The following is a 17,500-nucleotide window of genomic DNA, read 5'->3' as shown; positions in this document are numbered from 1 at the left end:
GGATATTTAAATTTGAATTATTTATTTTTAATTTTGTCAACCATTTCTTTGGTTACTACTTTTTTCGAGTTACCCCAGGAGTTATAAACATAGGTTAACACATTTGCTACTTCATCAGAAGATAAAGACTGACGTGTCATAACACTGTTATATTTCTCACCGTTTACAGTAATTTCTCCTGTTAAACCGTGTAATACAATTCCAATAGCTCTATCTACATCAGCATTTAAATAATCTGATTTTGCCAATGGAGGAAAGGCATTCGCGATTCCCTGACCTTCTGCTTGGTGACAAGCAAAACAAGTTTGCATATAAGCTTGTTTACCAAATTCCATTTGCTCTTCGAAGGATTTTGCAGGAACTTCAGATTCAACAATCTCGTTTGTAGTAGGCATGGTTTGAATTCCAGGACCTTCAGGCAAATAAATATCATCTCTAATTTCTCCAGAATAGATTTTCTTATCTTCTTCTCCTTCAACTTTAAGCATTCCTAAAGCACCTTTATTAAAAGCTCTAAAAATAGAGTGATCTACAAGAATAAAAGTCCCAGGAACATCTACTCTTAATTCTACTATAACTGCTCCACCAGCAGGAATAAGTGTGGTTTGAACATTTTCGTTAATTAAATCGCCACCTTCAACATGTACTTTATCGAAAATCTCTCCAATTAGATGAAATGAGGACACTAAATTTGGACCACCATTACCAACAAATAATCTGACTGTTTCTCCAACATTTGCTGTAATAGCATTATCTCCTGTTAAAGCTCCAACTTTCCCATTAAAAACAACGTAATCGGCATTTTCATCAACCGCTTTTTGCATATCAAAAGGTTGTAAACCTCTTTCTCCATTAGCTCCTTTAGTATAGAAGTCTCCTTGCATGATGTAGTATTCTTTATCAACTTTAGGCAGACCACCAGCTGGTTCTACTAAAATAAGACCGTACATTCCGTTAGCAATGTGCATTCCAACTGGAGCAGTTGCACAATGGTACACATACAATCCAGGATTAAGGGTTTTAAAAGAAAACACTTTTTCGTGTCCTGGAGCAACAAAAGAAGACTCTGCTCCTCCTCCAGGTCCAGTTACAGCATGTAAATCGATGTTGTGAGGTAATTTATTATCGGGATGATTTTGTAAATGAAACTCAACTTCGTCTCCAACTCTGGTTCTAATAAAGCTTCCTGGAACTGTACCTCCAAAAGTCCAATACATATACTTGACACCATCAGTCATTTCACCTTCTTGTTCAAGGATCTCCATTTTTACAATTAGCTTTTTAGCTTTTCTTGCTCCTACTGGAGTTGGTACATGTGGCGGTGATGTTAATTCTGCTATCATTTCTTGATGAACTGAAATATCAGCCGTATCAACATTTTCTTCTTTTTTGTCGTTTAAACACGCAATAAAAAATAGAGGCATTAATAGCAAAGCAATAGTCCTTGCTATCTTAAATTTTCTTTTTGATTTTTGGTTTACTTTCATGGATAAATTTTTTAGTGGTTTATTAAATGTGAAATCATTAAATTCGGATAAAATAGTCCTATTAATTTCTATACAAATATATTGCTCTGAATGAAAGAAAAACATGACATATGTCATGAAATTAAATTATGAAAATAATATATTTGAATTTTAAAAATAGATAAAAAAAAATATGAAAAACCCAATCATCTACCTATTTGTTTTTTTTACAAGCTTCATGTTTGCGCAAAAAAACAATTTGACTACTATTCATTTTAAGGATGGCACGTCAAAACAATATGAAAAACTAAAATTTGAGTATAACACTGAAAATTATGTAATTGGCATAGAAGTTACAACTAATTCTGATAAAAAAACCAAAATCAATATTTCAGATATCCTTAATGCTCAAGAAGACAATAGCCATTATGTTACTAAGCAATACAATAAAAATGTCTACTTATTCGAAGAGCTTATTCTAGGTTCTTTGTCTCTTTATAGAAGTGGGGATCACTTTTTTCTCGACAACGAGGCATATGGGTTTAGAGAAATAGAAAAGAAAGTAGTAAATGATGTTACTTTAAATACATTTAATTATGGTACGCTAACCATATACATTAATAAATGCCAAGCCGCACAAGAAGAAGGATATAACAAACACGATTCCATTACTTTAAGTAATTTAATAGCCATTATAGAGACTTATAACTCTTGTGATTTAAGCGAAGATACCCAATTTGCTACAAATGTTATCACTCAGGCAAATAACCCTAAAGAATTTGTTGAGTTTGCAGTAAATGTAGGTTACAACCTATTAAACACAGATTTCAACGATTTATCTCCAGGTGTTTCTAATAGTTTTGGAACGCCAGTAATTGGTGCACAAGTATATTTTAATAACAATATGTTAAACGGTAGCTTGGGTTTTATTGCTATGGTTGATTATTCTTTTCCTCAGGAATTTAATTCATCTAGCAACGACATTTTCTTAAACACCAAAACCTCTTATGTTTTAACTATGTTAGGTGTTCGATATTCATTTAATAATATTAGTAAGACCTTTCGCCCTTATTTTGGCTTTAACGGTGGTTTTTTATTTAATTCTATGTCTTCAGTAACAAAACAAAGTAATATTTATGGTTCTACTGTATATAACTTTGATACAACCAACGAGTTGGCATACAACTTAAATGCAGGAACCTACATAAAATTTGGAAAGCAAAAGTTAGATTTTAATGTAATGTATCTACCTAAACTTGATTTCGGATTAATAGCTTTAGCGAACTTAAGAAGTATAAGCAATAATTATACTGTATCGGGTTTCCAACTGAAAGTTTCATACATTTTTTAATTTTCCTTTAAAAACAATCAACTTTTAGGAGCTAGTTTAAATAGCGGCTCTTTTTGTTAACAAATTCCGTTTTTTAAACTCGTAAATAATTGTATTTTTACCGATACTAAAACCAAATCATTAATGGGTAAAATAATAGCAATTGCTAATCAGAAAGGTGGCGTTGGAAAAACAACAACTTCTATAAATTTAGCAGCTTCTCTTGGCGTCCTTGAAAAGAAAGTGCTTTTAATAGATGCAGATCCACAAGCTAATGCTACTTCAGGGTTAGGGCTAGATGTAGATACTATCGAGATTGGAACCTACCAATTATTAGAACATTCTAAAAATGCCAAAGATGCCATATTAAAAACAAGCACACCAAATCTGGATATAATCCCTTCTCACATTGACCTAGTAGCTATTGAAATTGAGCTAGTTGATAAAGAAGAACGTGAGTACATGCTTAAAAAAGCATTACAGGAAATTAAAGACGATTACGATTTTATTTTAATTGATTGTGCGCCATCTTTAGGCTTGTTAACATTAAATGCCTTAACAGCAGCCGATTCTGTAATTATTCCTATTCAATGTGAATATTTTGCTTTGGAAGGTCTAGGAAAACTATTAAACACTATAAAAAGTGTTCAAAAAATACACAATCAAACTTTAGATATTGAAGGTTTATTATTAACCATGTACGATTCTCGTTTAAGATTATCGAATCAAGTGGTTGAAGAAGTCCAAAAACATTTTAACGATATGGTTTTTCAAACCATTATTCAAAGAAATGTGAGATTAAGTGAAGCACCTAGCTTTGGTGAAAACATTATTAATTATGATGCTAGCAGTAAAGGCGCATCCAATTACTTGAGTTTGGCAAAAGAACTTATTATTAAAAACTCCTAATAAATGGCGAAGGCAACAAAAAAACAAGCTTTAGGTAGAGGATTATCGGCTCTTTTAAAAGATCCATCAAACGACATAACATCAGTTCAAGATAAAAATGCAGACAAAGTTATTGGCAGTATTGTTGAATTAGACTTAGAATCTATTGAAATAAATCCGTTTCAACCAAGAACCAATTTCAATGAAGAAACGTTACTAGAATTAGCTTCTTCAATTAAAGAATTGGGTGTTATTCAACCTATAACAGTTAGAAAATTAGATTACAATAAATTTCAATTAGTTTCTGGAGAGCGACGTTTTAGAGCTTCAAAATTAATTGGCTTACCAACCATTCCTGCTTACATACGTATTGCAAACGATCAAGAATCGTTGGAAATGGCTTTGGTGGAAAACATTCAACGTCAAGATTTAGACCCTATTGAAATTGCGTTATCATATCAAAGATTAATTGACGAAATTAATTTAACGCAAGAGCAAATGAGCGATCGCGTTGGAAAAAAACGCTCAACCATTGCCAATTACTTACGTTTATTAAAATTAGATCCTATTATTCAAACAGGCATGCGTGATGGCTTTATTTCCATGGGTCATGGGAGAGCAATTATAACCATTGAAGACCAAGGAATTCAACTAGATATTTATGAGAAAATTATCTCTAATAAATTATCGGTTAGAGACACAGAGGCTTTAGTAAAATCATACCAAAAGGAAAAAACAGTAAGTATTCCAGAAAAACTAGAAACTCCTAAATATATTAAAAATGGTGTTAAGGATTTTTCAGAATACTTTGGACATAAAATTAACGTTAAAGTTTCTAAGAATGGCAAAGGTAATATTAGTATTCCTTTTCATTCGGAAGAAGATTTTAATCGCATTTTAAAACTAATAAATAGTGCCAAATAAATTTGTAATATTAGCCGTTTTTTTATTCACCTTTAGTTTATCAATGGTAGCTCAAGACGATAAAAAAAAGGACGAAAAGAAGAATGAGAACAACATTCCAACTGAAGAGTTGGTTGTTGAGGTAGCTTCTGTAACTAAGGTTCCTATCGATCCTTTGTCTCCTGCTCGTGCCGCATTTTACTCTGCTGTATTACCTGGTTTGGGACATGCCTATCTAAAAGAATATTGGAAAATACCTGTTGTTTATGCAGGCCTTGGTGCTGGTATTTATTTTTATGTTGATAACAATAATCAGTACAATCGTTATAGAGATGCCTATAAAAGTCGTTTAGCAGGTTTTGATACAGATGAATTTTACGGAACGATATCTACAGACGGTTTGCAAGATGCCCAAGAACAATTTGGAAGAAATAGAGAAATATCTCTTTTAGTAACCATTGGTATTTATGCTTTAAATATTGTCTGGGCTAATGTTGACGCACATTTAGCACAGTTTAATGTGGATGATAATTTATCACTAAGACCACATTACCAGATGAATGAATATGATAATACTGGGGATCTAGGCTTAACACTTAATTACAAATTTTAAGATGAAAATTGCTTTACTTGGCTATGGGAAAATGGGTAAAACTATTGAACAAATAGGCTTACAACGTGGACACGAAATAGTTATAAAAACGAACGATGAGGATGGTTACGATTTGTCTCAAGTAGATGTCGCCATAGATTTTAGTGTTCCAAAAGCGGCCTTTTTCAATATAGCAAAATGTCTAAAACAAGGGATTCCTGTAATTTCAGGAACTACCGGATGGTTAGACAACTACGAAAATGCCGTAAAACTTTGTAAAGAAAATAAAGGAGCTTTTATTACGGCCTCTAATTTTAGTCTGGGTGTCAACATTTTTTTTGAGCTAAACAAAAATTTAGCAAAAATGATGAGCCAATTAAAACAATATCAAGTTTCTATTGAAGAAACGCATCATACCCAAAAACTCGATGCTCCAAGTGGTACTGCTATTACATTGGCTGAAGATATTATTTCTCAACATCAAGCCTATTCTAAATGGTTATTAAACGATACAAAAGAACAAAGTATATTAATTACAGCTAACCGAATAGATGATGTGCCTGGAACACATAGCATTGAATATAAAAGTAAAACAGATTCCATAAATTTAACACATACCGCGTACAGCAGAGAAGGTTTCGCCCTTGGGGCCATAGTTGCTGCCGAATGGATTCTAGGTAAAGAAGGTGTTTTTACCATGAATGATGTGTTAAATATTGGTTAACACCCAAATAAAAAGTAACATTTTTTAGTGTTTTTGCACTTATAAAAAACAAAAGATATTATTATGACATTAACGCAATTGTTTATTTTCCTATTAGTAATTCAAATAATTCACGGATTAGGAACTTGGAAATTATATATAAAAGCTGGCAGACAAGCTTGGGAAGCCTTTGTTCCTGTTTATAATGCTGTTATTTTAATGAAAATCATCAATAGACCTTGGTGGTGGACCATTTTACTATTCTTACCTATAGTAAACCTTATTATGTTTCCTGTGGTTTGGGTGGAAACAGCTAGAAGTTTTGGAAAAAACACGACTACAGATACTATTTTAGCAGTTTTCTCTTTAGGTTTTTACAATTACTATCTTAACTACGCCTTAGATTTAAAACATATAGAAAACAGAGATTTACACCCTAGAACTTCTGCCGGAGATTGGGTAAGCTCGATTCTTTTTGCTATTGTAGCAGCTACAATTGTACACACCTACTTTATTCAACCTTACACCATCCCAACCTCTTCTTTAGAGAAGTCTTTATTGGTTGGAGATTTTCTATTTGTAAGTAAGTTTCATTATGGAGCTCGTGTGCCAATGACTACAATTTCGGCACCTATGGTACATGATACGATCCCTTTTTTAAATAAGAAATCTTATTTATACAACGATAATGTAGAGAAAAAAAATACTGCATTTATAAATAAACTGTCATTACCTTACATGCGTATTCCTGGTTTTCAGAAAATTAAACGAAATGACATTGTTGTATTTAACTGGCCAGTAGATACCATGTTAACCATGCGTGGAACGGACAGAAACCGTTACAAACCTATAGACAAAAAAACCAATTACGTAAAACGTAGTGTAGGTATTCCTGGAGACACCTTGGAGGTTCGTGATGGATACGTCTTTATTAATGGCAAACAAAATGAATTACCTGATAGAGCAAAAATTCAATTTTCTTATAAAGTTGAAACTAAAAATGGTCCTTTTAACAATGAGCAATTAACAAAAAGATACGGAATAACAGACTTACCGCAATACAATCAAGATTATTCTATAAGTTATTTCCCTGGAATAACGGAGGAAGGCTTAGAGCAATTTAAAGACCATCCAAATGTAAAAAGTATAGAGCCTTTGAAACGTGAAAAAGGACAACGTGAAGCTAGTGTGTTTCCTCACGATCCTAATTACGATTGGAACAACGACTTTTTTGGACCACTTTATATTCCTGAAGCTGGAGCAACTATCGATTTAAATTTAGAAGTATTACCATTATACAAACGTGCTATTACAGAGTACGAAGGCAATACATTACAAGTAAAAGGAAACCAAATTTTTATAAATGGTGAAGTTGCAAACACCTATACGTTCAAGAAAGATTACTATTGGATGATGGGAGACAATCGACATAACTCTCAAGATGCTAGGTCATGGGGATTTGTACCATTCGATCACGTGGTAGGAAAACCTGTATTAATCTGGATGAGTTGGGATAGATTTGGAAAACCTCGTTGGGAACGTTTCTTTACAACCGTTCATGGAAGTGGAACTGCAACATCTTACTTCATTCCATTTTTAATTATCATAGCTGGATTGTTTGGATTTAGCCAATGGAGAAAACGTAAAAAAGCCAATAGCTAATTGTTTAGTCGTAAAGCTGTTTGTCGTTTAATTGAATAATTTTTAGCAACTTAACAACAAACAGCAAACAACAATAAATGAACATACTTATCCATCCAACCTACTTCCCCAACGTTGCACATGTTGCTGCAATGGCTCAGGCGAACGAAGTAACGTTTGAAATGGACGATAATTATCAAAAGCAAACCTATAGAAATAGAACTTATATCTATGCCGCAAACGGCATCTTGCAATTAAGTGTTCCTGTAATTCATTCGCAAAAAGACAGACAAAAATATCGTGATCTTAAGATTTCTAATGTTGAAAACTGGCAAGCCATTCATTGGAAATCTTTAGAATCCGCATATAAAACCTCCCCTTTTTTTGAATATTATGAAGATGAACTACGCCATTTATTTACAGAGAAAGCAGACTATCTTTTAGATTTCAATTTAAAGTGTATGAACACTGTTTTCGATTGCTTGCAACTGGATTTAAAGAGTTCTAAAACCGAAATTTATCAAAAGACTTTAGAAGATAAATCAGATTACCGGTTTCTAGTAAATGCTAGAAAACAAATTTCATATAATTTTGATACTTACACCCAAGTATTCAACGACAAGCATGGTTTCATTCCTAATTTAAGCATTCTGGATGTCTTGTTTAATGAAGGTACAAATGCTTTGAATTATTTAGAAAGTCAATACAAACACATTTCATGATACAACCTGTAGTACATTATGGCATTCACTTTTTATTGCCTTTGGTTGTGGCCCTACTTTTCTTTAAAAAACATTGGATCAAGGCCTATTTAATCATGCTTTGTGGGATGTTCATAGATTTAGATCATCTTTTGGCCAATCCCATGTTCGCTCCAAATAGATGTAGTATCAATTTTCATCCACTACACACCTATTACGCTATAGCAGTTTATGTACTTTTATTATTTCCAAAGAAAACCAGATTGATAGGTTTAGGTTTGGTTATACATATCTTGGCCGATAGTGTAGATTGTATGATGATGTAATTAATTTGAAACGAATTTCAAACCAACAATGGAAGCAATTAAAGTAACTAAAAAGAAGACTCTCCAAAAACTAGCTGGTTCTTTAAAAACAAAAATACCCACAAGTACGGTTCCCACAGCGCCAATTCCCGTCCAAACAGCATAAGCTGTTCCAATTGGTAATTCTTGAGTTACTTTAACAAGCAGATACATACTTATAGCTAGACAAATTAAAAAGCCTGCGTACCAATAAGTCATTTCAGTGCCAGTAGATTCTTTTGCTTTTCCTAAACAGGCCGCGAAAGCCACTTCAAATAAACCAGCAATAATTAATAAGATCCAATTCATTTGTTTTGTTATGGATGAAGTTTGAAGGTTGCTAAAATGGGAAAATGATCTGAATATTTATTATCAAACGCCTTAAAATCTGTGAATTCAAATGAACTTTCAGCTAAGATAAAATCTATTCTAATTGGGAAAAATTTAAAGTCGTACGTGCGTCCAAAACCATTTCCTGCCATTTTAAAAGCATCTTTTAATTCGCCTTTAACCTCTTTATAAACATAGGAAAATGCTGAATTATTAAAATCGCCACAAATAATCATTTTATAAGGACTACTTGCTTTATGTTTCAAGAATATTTCAGTTTGCTCCTGTTGCATTTTAAACGTTTGTTCCACGCGCTTTAAAATCCATTCGGAATCTTCTTGTTTTAGCTTTTCAACATTGGCATCAATACGAAGGGATTGTAAATGAACATTGTAAATACGAAGTGTGTCCTTACCCTTAACAATATCTGCAAAAATGGCATTATTAGACGTATTAGGAAACTCAACAGAACCCGAGTTTATAATTGGATATTGTGAAAAAATAGCCTGTCCGTATTTTACTTTTTTCCCCGAAAGCTTTTCAAACTTGTATTTAAAAAATGACAAATCGATATTTTTATGTGGATGATATTCCTGCATACTAATAACATCTGGAGATTTTGATTTTATAAAATCTACCATCTTATTTTCAACACCTTTTTCTGGAATCCATTCGTATAAATTAAACAATCGAACGTTGTAATTCATTACAGAAAGATCTGTTTTTTCAGGTTCCAAATCTGAAGAAGAAAACTTATAAAAGGAACCTAAAGTAAAATACCCAATGGTTAAAACCACAAAAGACATTATGAGTTGCTTTTTAAGTTTTATCAACCAATAAATAAAGAAAACCACATTGATTAAAATTAAGAAAGGAACTCCTAAACTTAAAACGGAAAGCAATGCGAAGGTTTTTGGCGGAAAATAAGGAAGTACATACGAAAGCAAAAGCATGGTTGCCACTAAAGCATTAACTATATAAATTAATTTATCTATATGCTTTAGGTTTTTCATATATATTTATTCTCTTATTTACCTGCTTTAAATAAAAACTCTTTCTCTTCTTTGGTTAAACTATCATAACCACTTTTACTAATTTTGTCTAAAATAATATCAATCTTTTTCTGATTGTTAAACTCGTTAAATTCATCTTTAGAATAACCGGCAACCTTTTGAGATTTCTTTCTATAAACGGTTTTTAATGGCGATTTATTAGATTTTTTAAACAAATTTAAAAACCAATCCATTAGTTTCTCAAAACCTTTACCGATATCTGTTCCTTTTTTTAATTGAACAGCATAAAAATAGCCTAACAAAGCACCTCCAATATGAGCCAAATTTCCTCCGGCATTTAATCCGAAAAGGCCTAAGGCATCAATAACTACAATCCCAACACCAAGATACCAAAGTTTTAAATTGAAAGTAAAAAATCTAACTTCAGTATTTGGCATGTAAGCACATAGAAAAATCAAGAGAGCTCTAACTCCCGCAGATGCCCCAACAAGGCGACTACTGCCTTCAAAAATCACTGGAAAAACATTGTAACCTAATAGAAACAACAAACCTCCTGAAATAATTCCTAGAAAATACACATTCAAACCTAGTTTTACTGAAAACAGATTCATAAACATCCGACCAATAAAGTAAAGCCATAACATGTTAAAGAGAATGTGCCAGAAATCGTAATGCACAAATCCATAGGTAATTAGACTCCAAGGTTTCAAAATAAAATCTAAAGCGTTACTCGGTAGTTCAAGCCAACTTAAACTAGAATTTATGGTAAAGACAACTTTAATAAATAACCCGATAAAAAAGATAATTAGGTTAATACCTATTATTTTTTCGAATACGTTTAAGTTTTCAAGCTTGTCTTGTATGTCTTTGTTAAGTGTTGTCATTTCTAATTCCAACGATTTTTATTAAACTGTGTCTTCTTCCAATACCACATGATGATGAAACCTGTTAAAGCGCCACCAATGTGAGCCATATAAGCTGTATTACTAGGGCTAAAAAATGATTGTCCTGTTATAGCTGAAATAACATCAAGAAGAATAATTCCCGGAATAAAATACTTGGCTTTAATAGGAACTGGTAAAAAGATTAGCATCAATTTGGCGTCTGGATTCATCATACCAAAAGCAGCTAAAATTCCCATAATGCAACCCGAAGCACCAACCATAGAAGCGTGAAAGATTTGAAATAGGTTCTGTAAAATACCCAATTGAGTATCGTTTACATTAGCCGTAGTCTGACCGGTGTTTAGCATCTCAACTACCATTTCATTTGATAAACCAGAATTAATCAATTCGTTATAACCAGGTAAGAAATTAAAATAATAAAAGCCTAATTGGAATAAAACAGCACCAAGTCCTGCGGAAATATAAATAAATAGAAATTTTTTCGCTCCCAATTGACGTTCTACTGCAGTTCCAAACATCCAAAGCGCAAACATATTAAATAGAATATGCATAAATCCACCATGCATAAACATGTGTGTAATTATTTGCCAAGGTTGAAAGGCAGGATTCTTTGGAAAATGTAAAGCAAACCAATCGTAGAATAAGGTATTCTCTCCAAAGGCTAAACCCCCAATGGCTAGAGTCCCTATAAACATGACGACGTTTATAATAATTAAATGTTTTACGGTATCTGTAATATTATTCATCATAAGGCTTAATACTTATATAAATTTTTTATCTAACTCGTCTATACTTAACGTAATGAAAGTCGATTTATTTGTAGGCGACATATTTGGTTCTTTACAACCAAACAAGCTGTTGACCAAATGTTCTTGTTCCATAACTGTAAGGCTTTGTCCTGTTTTCACTGCCAAACTTTTAGCCATGGATTTTGCCAACAAATCTGTAGGACTAAAATTACTGTCTGGTACTTCGTTTTCAATATCGTTTATTAATTGTTCTAAAATGACTGATGCTTCGCTTCCAGGAACATGAATTGGAACTCCTGAAATTTCAATGCCATCCTTAGTGAAACTTGAAAACAAAAAACCAGTATGTTCTAAATCTTCTTTAACTTGTTTTAAAATTTCAATTTCTTGAGGTGTAAAATGAAGTTGCACAGGAAAGAGAAGTTGCTGACTCATACTTTCCTTAATGGTCATATTCTTCAGGAAATCTTCGTATAAAACTCTTTGATGAGCTCTATTTTGATCGATGACCAACATCCCAGATTTAATGGTGCTAATTATATATTTATTCTGAATTTGAAATGTGGTTTGTTTGGTTTCAACCTGAGTCTGATCATTGAAGATAGATCCTGTTTGTGGGTCACTTTCAAATTGAATGCTACTAAAATCTTGTTGTGTTTGTGTGCCTTTAGACTCCAAACCTACATACAAACTATCCCAATTTGTTGGCGTTTGTTTTTTAAATGCGGTAGTTTGTCTTCCAGAAAACTGTTTTTCTTGAAATGGATTATAACTTCTATCTACTTCAACTTTTGGAACACCTGGACTGTGAATATCCTTGTAATTATATGGTGTATCTAAATTAGAATCTCTCTCAAAATCCAAAACAGGCGCAATATTAAACTGCCCCAAACTATGTTTTACCGAGGCTCTTAAAATAGCATAAAGCGTATGTTCATCATCAAACTTAATTTCTGTTTTAGTTGGATGAATATTGATATCTATGGTTTGAGGATTTACCTTTAGATTTAGAAAATAACTTGCATGTGTATTATCTTTTAAAAGGCCATCGAAAGCAGATGCAATAGCATGATTTAAATAGGCACTTTTTATAAATCTATCGTTGACAAAAAAGAATTGTTCCCCTCTGGTTTTCTTAGCGTATTCTGGTTTTCCAACAAAACCGGAAATTTCAAGAACTTCGGTTTCTTCATTGACAGGAACCAGTTTTTCATTGGTTTTAGCACCAAAAATATTTACAATTCTTTGTCTGTAATTGCTTTCCGGAAGATTAAAAACCTCACTTCCATTATGGTACATTACAAATTGAATATTTGGATGTGCTAAGGCAACTCTATGAAATTCGTCAATAATATGACGGGTTTCTACTTGATTCGATTTTAAAAAATTACGCCTGGCAGGAATATTAAAAAACAGGTTTTTAACAGCAATGGAACTTCCTTTTGGAGTCACCACCACATTTTGAGAAACCACTTGACTTCCTTCTATAATTAATTCGGTTCCAACCTCATCTTGCTCCTGTTTGGTTTTTAATTCCACATGAGCAATAGCGGCAATACTAGCTAAAGCTTCTCCACGAAATCCTTTGGTGTGTAGTTGAAATAAATCTTCGGCAGTCCTAATTTTTGAAGTGGCATGACGCTCAAAACTTAATCTAGCATCTGTAACACTCATTCCAGAGCCATTATCGATAACCTGAACTAAGGTTTTTCCTGCATCCTTAATTAAAAGTTTTATAGTAGTGGCATGCGCATCGATAGCATTCTCCATCAATTCCTTAACCACAGAAGCTGGACGTTGTACAACTTCTCCTGCAGCAATCTGGTTAGCAACATGATCTGGTAATAACTGAATGATATCTGACATGTGCTCTTTTAAAAGAAAATGGATAAATCGAATTCAATAAAAATCAAGAAGATTAATATTAAAATGGCTAAAATGATCAAAACCCTTTTATTCGCCTTTTGATCTTGATTATTTTTATAGTCGTTGAGTGCAGAAACCAACTTCCTTTTTAAACCTTTATTACTTCCAACGGTTGTTCTAAAATCGTCGAATTTATGTTTTATTTCATACGGATTGCCTTCACCTTGATAATGTCTAGGTGTGTAACTATACGTTTTGTTCTTTCTTGTTTTAAAAATCCCCATACTTATTCATAACCACTTAAAAAATACCACAATACTATAAGAGCTATCAAAAACAAGACCATATACAATGGTGAAGTTAAAATGCTACTTTGTCGCGTTTTTGATTGCTTTAAATCTTGCCATTTTGACTGAAGATCTTGCTCTAAACTGTCATCCGTTTCATTTTGAAACTTCGGCTTGATATTAAACTGTCTATTCTTTTTGAATATTGCCACGATTATAATCCTTTGATATCTTTCAAAAATACTTAAAAATCAAAGAAAAACAGGCTTTGAAATGCCAAAAATTGTTAACATTCTAAAGCATAATTACAGCTTAGGCTAATTCTTCAAAATAGTAGTTTGTAGAATTTGGTTTTTGCCTCCCTATTGACAGGCAGGGAATTTATAACTTATTGCTTATTCAAAAACGCCATTTTAATGGCAGCAATAGCGGCTTCGGTTCCTTTATTTCCATGCTTTCCACCAGAACGATCGATGGCTTGTTGCAAGTTATTATCTGTGAGTAAACAAAATATTACAGGAACATCATGTAGAATGTTTAGATCTTTAACACCTTGAGATACGGCTTCACATACAAAATCGAAATGCTTGGTTTCCCCTTGAATGACACTTCCTATGGCTATTACAGCATCCACTCCCTTTTGTTGCATTTTTTTGCAACCAAAAATAAGTTCGTAACTGCCTGGCACATCCCAACGGATGATGTTTTCTTTAGCGACGTCATTATCTATTAATGCGCTATATGCACCATTAAACAAACCTTCTGTAATGGTATCATTCCATTCTGAAACAACAATCCCAAACCGAAAATTTTTCGCGCTTGGGATTGTAGCTTTATCGTAATCTGATAAATTTTTATTTTCTGTAGCCATCTTTGCTTTCCGAAAACTCGGAGATGTTATTTATTAGCTAACGCTTGTGCTTCACCAATAAATACATCAATATTTGATGCTTCTGAAGAAGATGCGTAGTTTTCTTTAATATCGTTAAAATAAGTAAGTGCTTTGTCTGCTTTACCTAATTCAATTGCAACAATACCCGCTTTATATAAATATAATGGTGTAGTGAAATCGTTCTTTCTTAATTTGGAAGCTTGTTCGTAATAACCTAAAGCATCTTCAGTTTGATTTAATTGCACAAACGCATCACCAATACTACCTTTAGCCATAGGAGCCAAAATTAGATCGTCGCTAGAAAAATCACTTAAATAAGTAACTGCGTTTTTGTAATCTTTTAAATTCAAGTAAGCCATTCCAGCATAATAGTTTGCTAAATTAGCTGCAGGAGTTCCGCTATACTCAGAAGTTATATCTAACATTCCTAATTTACCTTCACCTCCATTAAGAGCTAAAGTATAAAGTGAATCTTTTTCAGTTCCAGTTACTGCTTGGTTAAAATATTTTTGAGCTTGGAACATTTCGTTCATAGCTTCGCTTTGTTTTGGTTTTGCAACAAATTCATTAAAACCTAAGTAACCTAACACTACAGCTGCTACTATACCTATAATAACAAAAATGTATTTTTGGTTAGCAATAACCCAGTCTTCAGTTTTTGAAGCAGATTCATCTAATGTATTAAAAACCTCAGCAGTTGTTGAGTTTTCTTCAGAATCATGTTCCTTTTCCTCTTTCGTTGCTGGTTTGTATCCTCTTTTCTTGTAAGTTGCCATATTTTTCAAATTAATGCGTGGCAAAAATATGATTTTTCTTCATATATAAAAGCCTATTTATTTGTTATTTTTCAATAATTTGCACAACTTATTATTTTATAATTTTAAAACGATATTTAAGTAACTTTTTTATGATTTTAAAATCACTTTCCTTACTAAACTATAAAAATTTTGAAAGTCGCTCTTTTGAGTTCAATAACAAGATAAATTGTTTTGTAGGAAACAATGGCGTTGGAAAAACCAATGTGCTCGATGCTATCTATCATTTGTCCTTTGGAAAAAGCTATTTTAATCCGATAGCCTCCCAAAACATTAGACATGACGAAAGTTATTTTGTTATTAATGGTGATTATGAAAAGGAAAATAACCTCGAAAAAATTGTTGTTAGTTTAAAAAAAGGTCAGAAAAAAGTGATAAAACGCAATGCTAAAATTTACGATAGATTTAGCGACCATATTGGCTTTTTACCTCTTGTTATTATTTCGCCAGCGGACGGAGATTTAATTATTGAAGGGAGCACTACAAGACGAAAATTTATTGATAGTGTGATCTCTCAAAGCGACAAACCTTACTTAAATACCTTAATTAATTATAATAAAGTGCTTGTTCAGCGAAATTCGCTACTAAAGTATTTTGCTTTAAACAATACTTTTAATGCCGACACTTTAGATATTTATAATAAACAACTTGACGGTTACGGAAGTATCATTTTTGAAAAAAGACAAGCCTTTTTAGAAACGTTTACACCTATATTCAAGGAGCGTTACAAAGTAATTAGTAATGGAAGCGAAATTGTTAATTTAATTTACAGTAGCGATTTGCAAAATGAAACTTTAGAAACGCTTTTAAAGAAAGCTATCAATAAAGATAAGGCCATACAATATACAAGTGTTGGCACGCATAAAGACGATTTGATTTTTGAAATAGAAAATCATCCCATAAAGAAATTTGGTAGTCAAGGGCAGCAGAAGTCCTTTTTAATTGCTTTAAAATTGGCTCAGTTCGATTTTATTAAAGAACAAAGCGGTGTAAACCCTATTTTATTATTAGACGATATTTTCGATAAGCTTGATGAAAACAGAGTGTCGCAAATTATAAAATTAGTTGATGACGAAAATTTTGGGCAGTTGTTTATTAGCGACACACATGCTGAGAGAACAGAGAAGGCTGTAAAACAAGTGCATCAATCTTATGAAATCTTTAAACTTTAATTTAAAAAAGAAAATAGATTAAAGAGTATAGAAAATAGACTAAAAAAAATGACGTTTGCTGTTTTCTTAATATTTAAACTATCAACCGTAAAAATCATATAAATATGAACTCAAAATACCTCTTCTTAATCCTTACAATTCTGCTGTTTGGCAGTTGTTCTAAAAATCCAGAAAAAAATATAGAACACCTTCTAGGTTATTGGGAAATTAAAGAAGTACAACTTCCAGATGGCTCAAAAAAGAACTATACTTATAACGATACTGTAGATTATATAGAGGTCTCAGATAGTCTAACAGGTTTCAGGGTGAAATTAAAACCTCGATTTGACGGTACTTATGAAACTTCGAAGGACTCGGAACAATTCACAATTAAGGTTGAAAACGACAGTTTAAACTTATATTATAAAACCCCTTTTGACAGTTGGAAAGAAACTATTTTGTTAGCAACTGGAGAAGAGCTTAAAGTAATAAACAAGAATAAAGTTGTATTTTTATACAAGAAATTTATTCCTATAGATATTAATAAATAAGATTCCCACTTTCGTGGGAAATAAATATGGCCAAAAGAAATAACGAACATATTAGCATTTCAGATGCCTTAAAAGAATTTGTTGAAACCAACAAACTAGAATACGGATTGGATGTCGTGAACGTTCAAGACACTTGGAGAGACATGATGGGAAATGGCGTAAACAATTACACCACTGCCATTCAATTAAAAAACAACACGCTTTATGTGCAATTAAGCTCAAGTGTTTTAAGGGAAGAGCTGAGTTATGGAAAAGAAAAAATTATCTCTATGCTAAATGAATCTCTTGGGAAAGAAGTGATAAAAAAACTGGTTTTACGCTAAAAACAGGTTAACAATAAGCCATAAAAAAGCCTTGTAATTATTTTTACAAG

Annotated in this window: 21 protein-coding genes; 11 read left to right on the top strand and 10 right to left on the bottom strand. The window is 32.5% G+C overall.

The features are described 5' to 3' along the window. Nucleotides 1–17 precede the first annotated feature (17 nt). Complete coding sequence (gene nirK / locus IEV77_RS15630; RefSeq protein WP_188466522.1) at nucleotides 18–1,487, bottom strand: copper-containing nitrite reductase; 1,470 nt, start codon at nucleotides 1,485–1,487, stop codon at nucleotides 18–20. Between the two features lie 172 nt (nucleotides 1,488–1,659). Between nirK and IEV77_RS15625 the strand changes: the two genes are divergently transcribed. The 8 genes from IEV77_RS15625 (at nucleotide 1,660) to IEV77_RS15590 (ending at nucleotide 8,550) form a co-directional block, all read left to right on the top strand. Next, the gene (locus IEV77_RS15625; protein ID WP_188466520.1) at nucleotides 1,660–2,817 is read left to right on the top strand and encodes a porin family protein; all 1,158 of its coding nucleotides are present in this window, start codon (nucleotides 1,660–1,662) and stop codon (nucleotides 2,815–2,817) included. Between the two features lie 123 nt (nucleotides 2,818–2,940). Further along, entirely contained in the window at nucleotides 2,941–3,705 is a 765-nt protein-coding gene (locus tag IEV77_RS15620) for a ParA family protein (protein ID WP_188466518.1), read from the top strand. A gap of 3 nt (nucleotides 3,706–3,708) precedes the next feature. Then, on the top strand, nucleotides 3,709–4,608 hold the full coding sequence (locus IEV77_RS15615; RefSeq protein WP_188466516.1) for a ParB/RepB/Spo0J family partition protein: 900 nt from the start codon (nucleotides 3,709–3,711) through the stop codon (nucleotides 4,606–4,608). Beyond that, a complete protein-coding gene (locus IEV77_RS15610; RefSeq protein WP_188466513.1) occupies nucleotides 4,598–5,200 on the top strand; it encodes a DUF5683 domain-containing protein in 603 nt (200 codons plus the stop codon). Before IEV77_RS15615 ends, IEV77_RS15610 begins: the two co-directional genes overlap by 11 nt. A gap of 1 nt (nucleotide 5,201) precedes the next feature. Then, the gene (dapB, locus tag IEV77_RS15605; RefSeq protein WP_188466511.1) at nucleotides 5,202–5,903 is read left to right on the top strand and encodes a 4-hydroxy-tetrahydrodipicolinate reductase; all 702 of its coding nucleotides are present in this window, start codon (nucleotides 5,202–5,204) and stop codon (nucleotides 5,901–5,903) included. Between the two features lie 63 nt (nucleotides 5,904–5,966). After that, nucleotides 5,967–7,544: a signal peptidase I gene (gene lepB, locus IEV77_RS15600; RefSeq protein ID WP_188466509.1), complete on the top strand. Its 1,578-nt coding sequence runs from the start codon at nucleotides 5,967–5,969 to the stop codon at nucleotides 7,542–7,544. 77 nt (nucleotides 7,545–7,621) lie between these two features. Next, nucleotides 7,622–8,245, top strand: coding sequence for a WbqC family protein (locus IEV77_RS15595; RefSeq protein ID WP_188466507.1), 624 nt, complete (start codon nucleotides 7,622–7,624; stop codon nucleotides 8,243–8,245). Beyond that, nucleotides 8,242–8,550 (top strand): DUF6122 family protein, encoded by a 309-nt coding sequence (locus tag IEV77_RS15590; RefSeq protein ID WP_188466506.1) that lies wholly within the window; start codon nucleotides 8,242–8,244, stop codon nucleotides 8,548–8,550. Before IEV77_RS15595 ends, IEV77_RS15590 begins: the two co-directional genes overlap by 4 nt. On the opposite strand, the gene IEV77_RS15585 is transcribed toward IEV77_RS15590, so the two are convergent. The 9 genes from IEV77_RS15585 to IEV77_RS15545 form a co-directional block, all read right to left on the bottom strand. After that, nucleotides 8,551–8,877, bottom strand: a complete 327-nt coding sequence (locus IEV77_RS15585; protein WP_188466504.1) for a DMT family transporter — start codon at nucleotides 8,875–8,877, stop codon at nucleotides 8,551–8,553. An 8-nt stretch (nucleotides 8,878–8,885) separates the two neighbouring features. Beyond that, nucleotides 8,886–9,911 (bottom strand): endonuclease/exonuclease/phosphatase family protein, encoded by a 1,026-nt coding sequence (locus tag IEV77_RS15580; protein WP_188466502.1) that lies wholly within the window; start codon nucleotides 9,909–9,911, stop codon nucleotides 8,886–8,888. 14 nt (nucleotides 9,912–9,925) lie between these two features. Then, a complete protein-coding gene (locus IEV77_RS15575; protein ID WP_188466500.1) occupies nucleotides 9,926–10,795 on the bottom strand; it encodes a rhomboid family protein in 870 nt (289 codons plus the stop codon). Nucleotides 10,796–10,797: 2 nt separating this feature from the next. Then, nucleotides 10,798–11,562 (bottom strand): rhomboid family intramembrane serine protease, encoded by a 765-nt coding sequence (locus IEV77_RS15570; protein ID WP_188467071.1) that lies wholly within the window; start codon nucleotides 11,560–11,562, stop codon nucleotides 10,798–10,800. Between the two features lie 15 nt (nucleotides 11,563–11,577). After that, nucleotides 11,578–13,431 (bottom strand): DNA mismatch repair endonuclease MutL, encoded by a 1,854-nt coding sequence (mutL, locus tag IEV77_RS15565; RefSeq protein ID WP_188466498.1) that lies wholly within the window; start codon nucleotides 13,429–13,431, stop codon nucleotides 11,578–11,580. 8 nt (nucleotides 13,432–13,439) lie between these two features. Next, nucleotides 13,440–13,715, bottom strand: a complete 276-nt coding sequence (locus IEV77_RS15560; RefSeq protein WP_188466496.1) for a riboflavin synthase subunit beta — start codon at nucleotides 13,713–13,715, stop codon at nucleotides 13,440–13,442. A 2-nt stretch (nucleotides 13,716–13,717) separates the two neighbouring features. Further along, nucleotides 13,718–13,930 carry a hypothetical protein gene (locus IEV77_RS15555; RefSeq protein WP_188466495.1) on the bottom strand — a complete coding sequence of 71 codons (213 nt, stop codon included), beginning with the start codon at nucleotides 13,928–13,930 and terminating at the stop codon, nucleotides 13,718–13,720. Nucleotides 13,931–14,106: 176 nt separating this feature from the next. After that, nucleotides 14,107–14,589, bottom strand: coding sequence for a 6,7-dimethyl-8-ribityllumazine synthase (gene ribH / locus IEV77_RS15550; protein ID WP_188466493.1), 483 nt, complete (start codon nucleotides 14,587–14,589; stop codon nucleotides 14,107–14,109). 26 nt (nucleotides 14,590–14,615) lie between these two features. Further along, the gene (locus IEV77_RS15545) at nucleotides 14,616–15,386 is read right to left on the bottom strand and encodes a tetratricopeptide repeat protein (protein WP_188466491.1); all 771 of its coding nucleotides are present in this window, start codon (nucleotides 15,384–15,386) and stop codon (nucleotides 14,616–14,618) included. Between the two features lie 131 nt (nucleotides 15,387–15,517). Here IEV77_RS15545 and recF point away from each other — a divergent pair, with 131 nt between their 5' ends. The 3 genes from recF to IEV77_RS15530 all read left to right on the top strand — a co-directional run bounded on the left by recF (nucleotide 15,518) and on the right by IEV77_RS15530 (nucleotide 17,450). Continuing rightward, nucleotides 15,518–16,597: a DNA replication/repair protein RecF gene (recF, locus tag IEV77_RS15540; RefSeq protein ID WP_188466489.1), complete on the top strand. Its 1,080-nt coding sequence runs from the start codon at nucleotides 15,518–15,520 to the stop codon at nucleotides 16,595–16,597. Nucleotides 16,598–16,701: 104 nt separating this feature from the next. Then, nucleotides 16,702–17,127 (top strand): lipocalin family protein, encoded by a 426-nt coding sequence (locus IEV77_RS15535; RefSeq protein WP_188466487.1) that lies wholly within the window; start codon nucleotides 16,702–16,704, stop codon nucleotides 17,125–17,127. A 26-nt stretch (nucleotides 17,128–17,153) separates the two neighbouring features. Continuing rightward, nucleotides 17,154–17,450 (top strand): DciA family protein, encoded by a 297-nt coding sequence (locus tag IEV77_RS15530; protein WP_188466485.1) that lies wholly within the window; start codon nucleotides 17,154–17,156, stop codon nucleotides 17,448–17,450. Nucleotides 17,451–17,500 lie beyond the last annotated feature (50 nt).

The sequence above is a fragment of the Xanthomarina arctica genome, from assembly GCF_014638915.1.
Classification (GTDB): domain Bacteria; phylum Bacteroidota; class Bacteroidia; order Flavobacteriales; family Flavobacteriaceae; genus Xanthomarina; species Xanthomarina arctica.
This window is presented reverse-complemented; position numbering and strand designations above follow the sequence as displayed.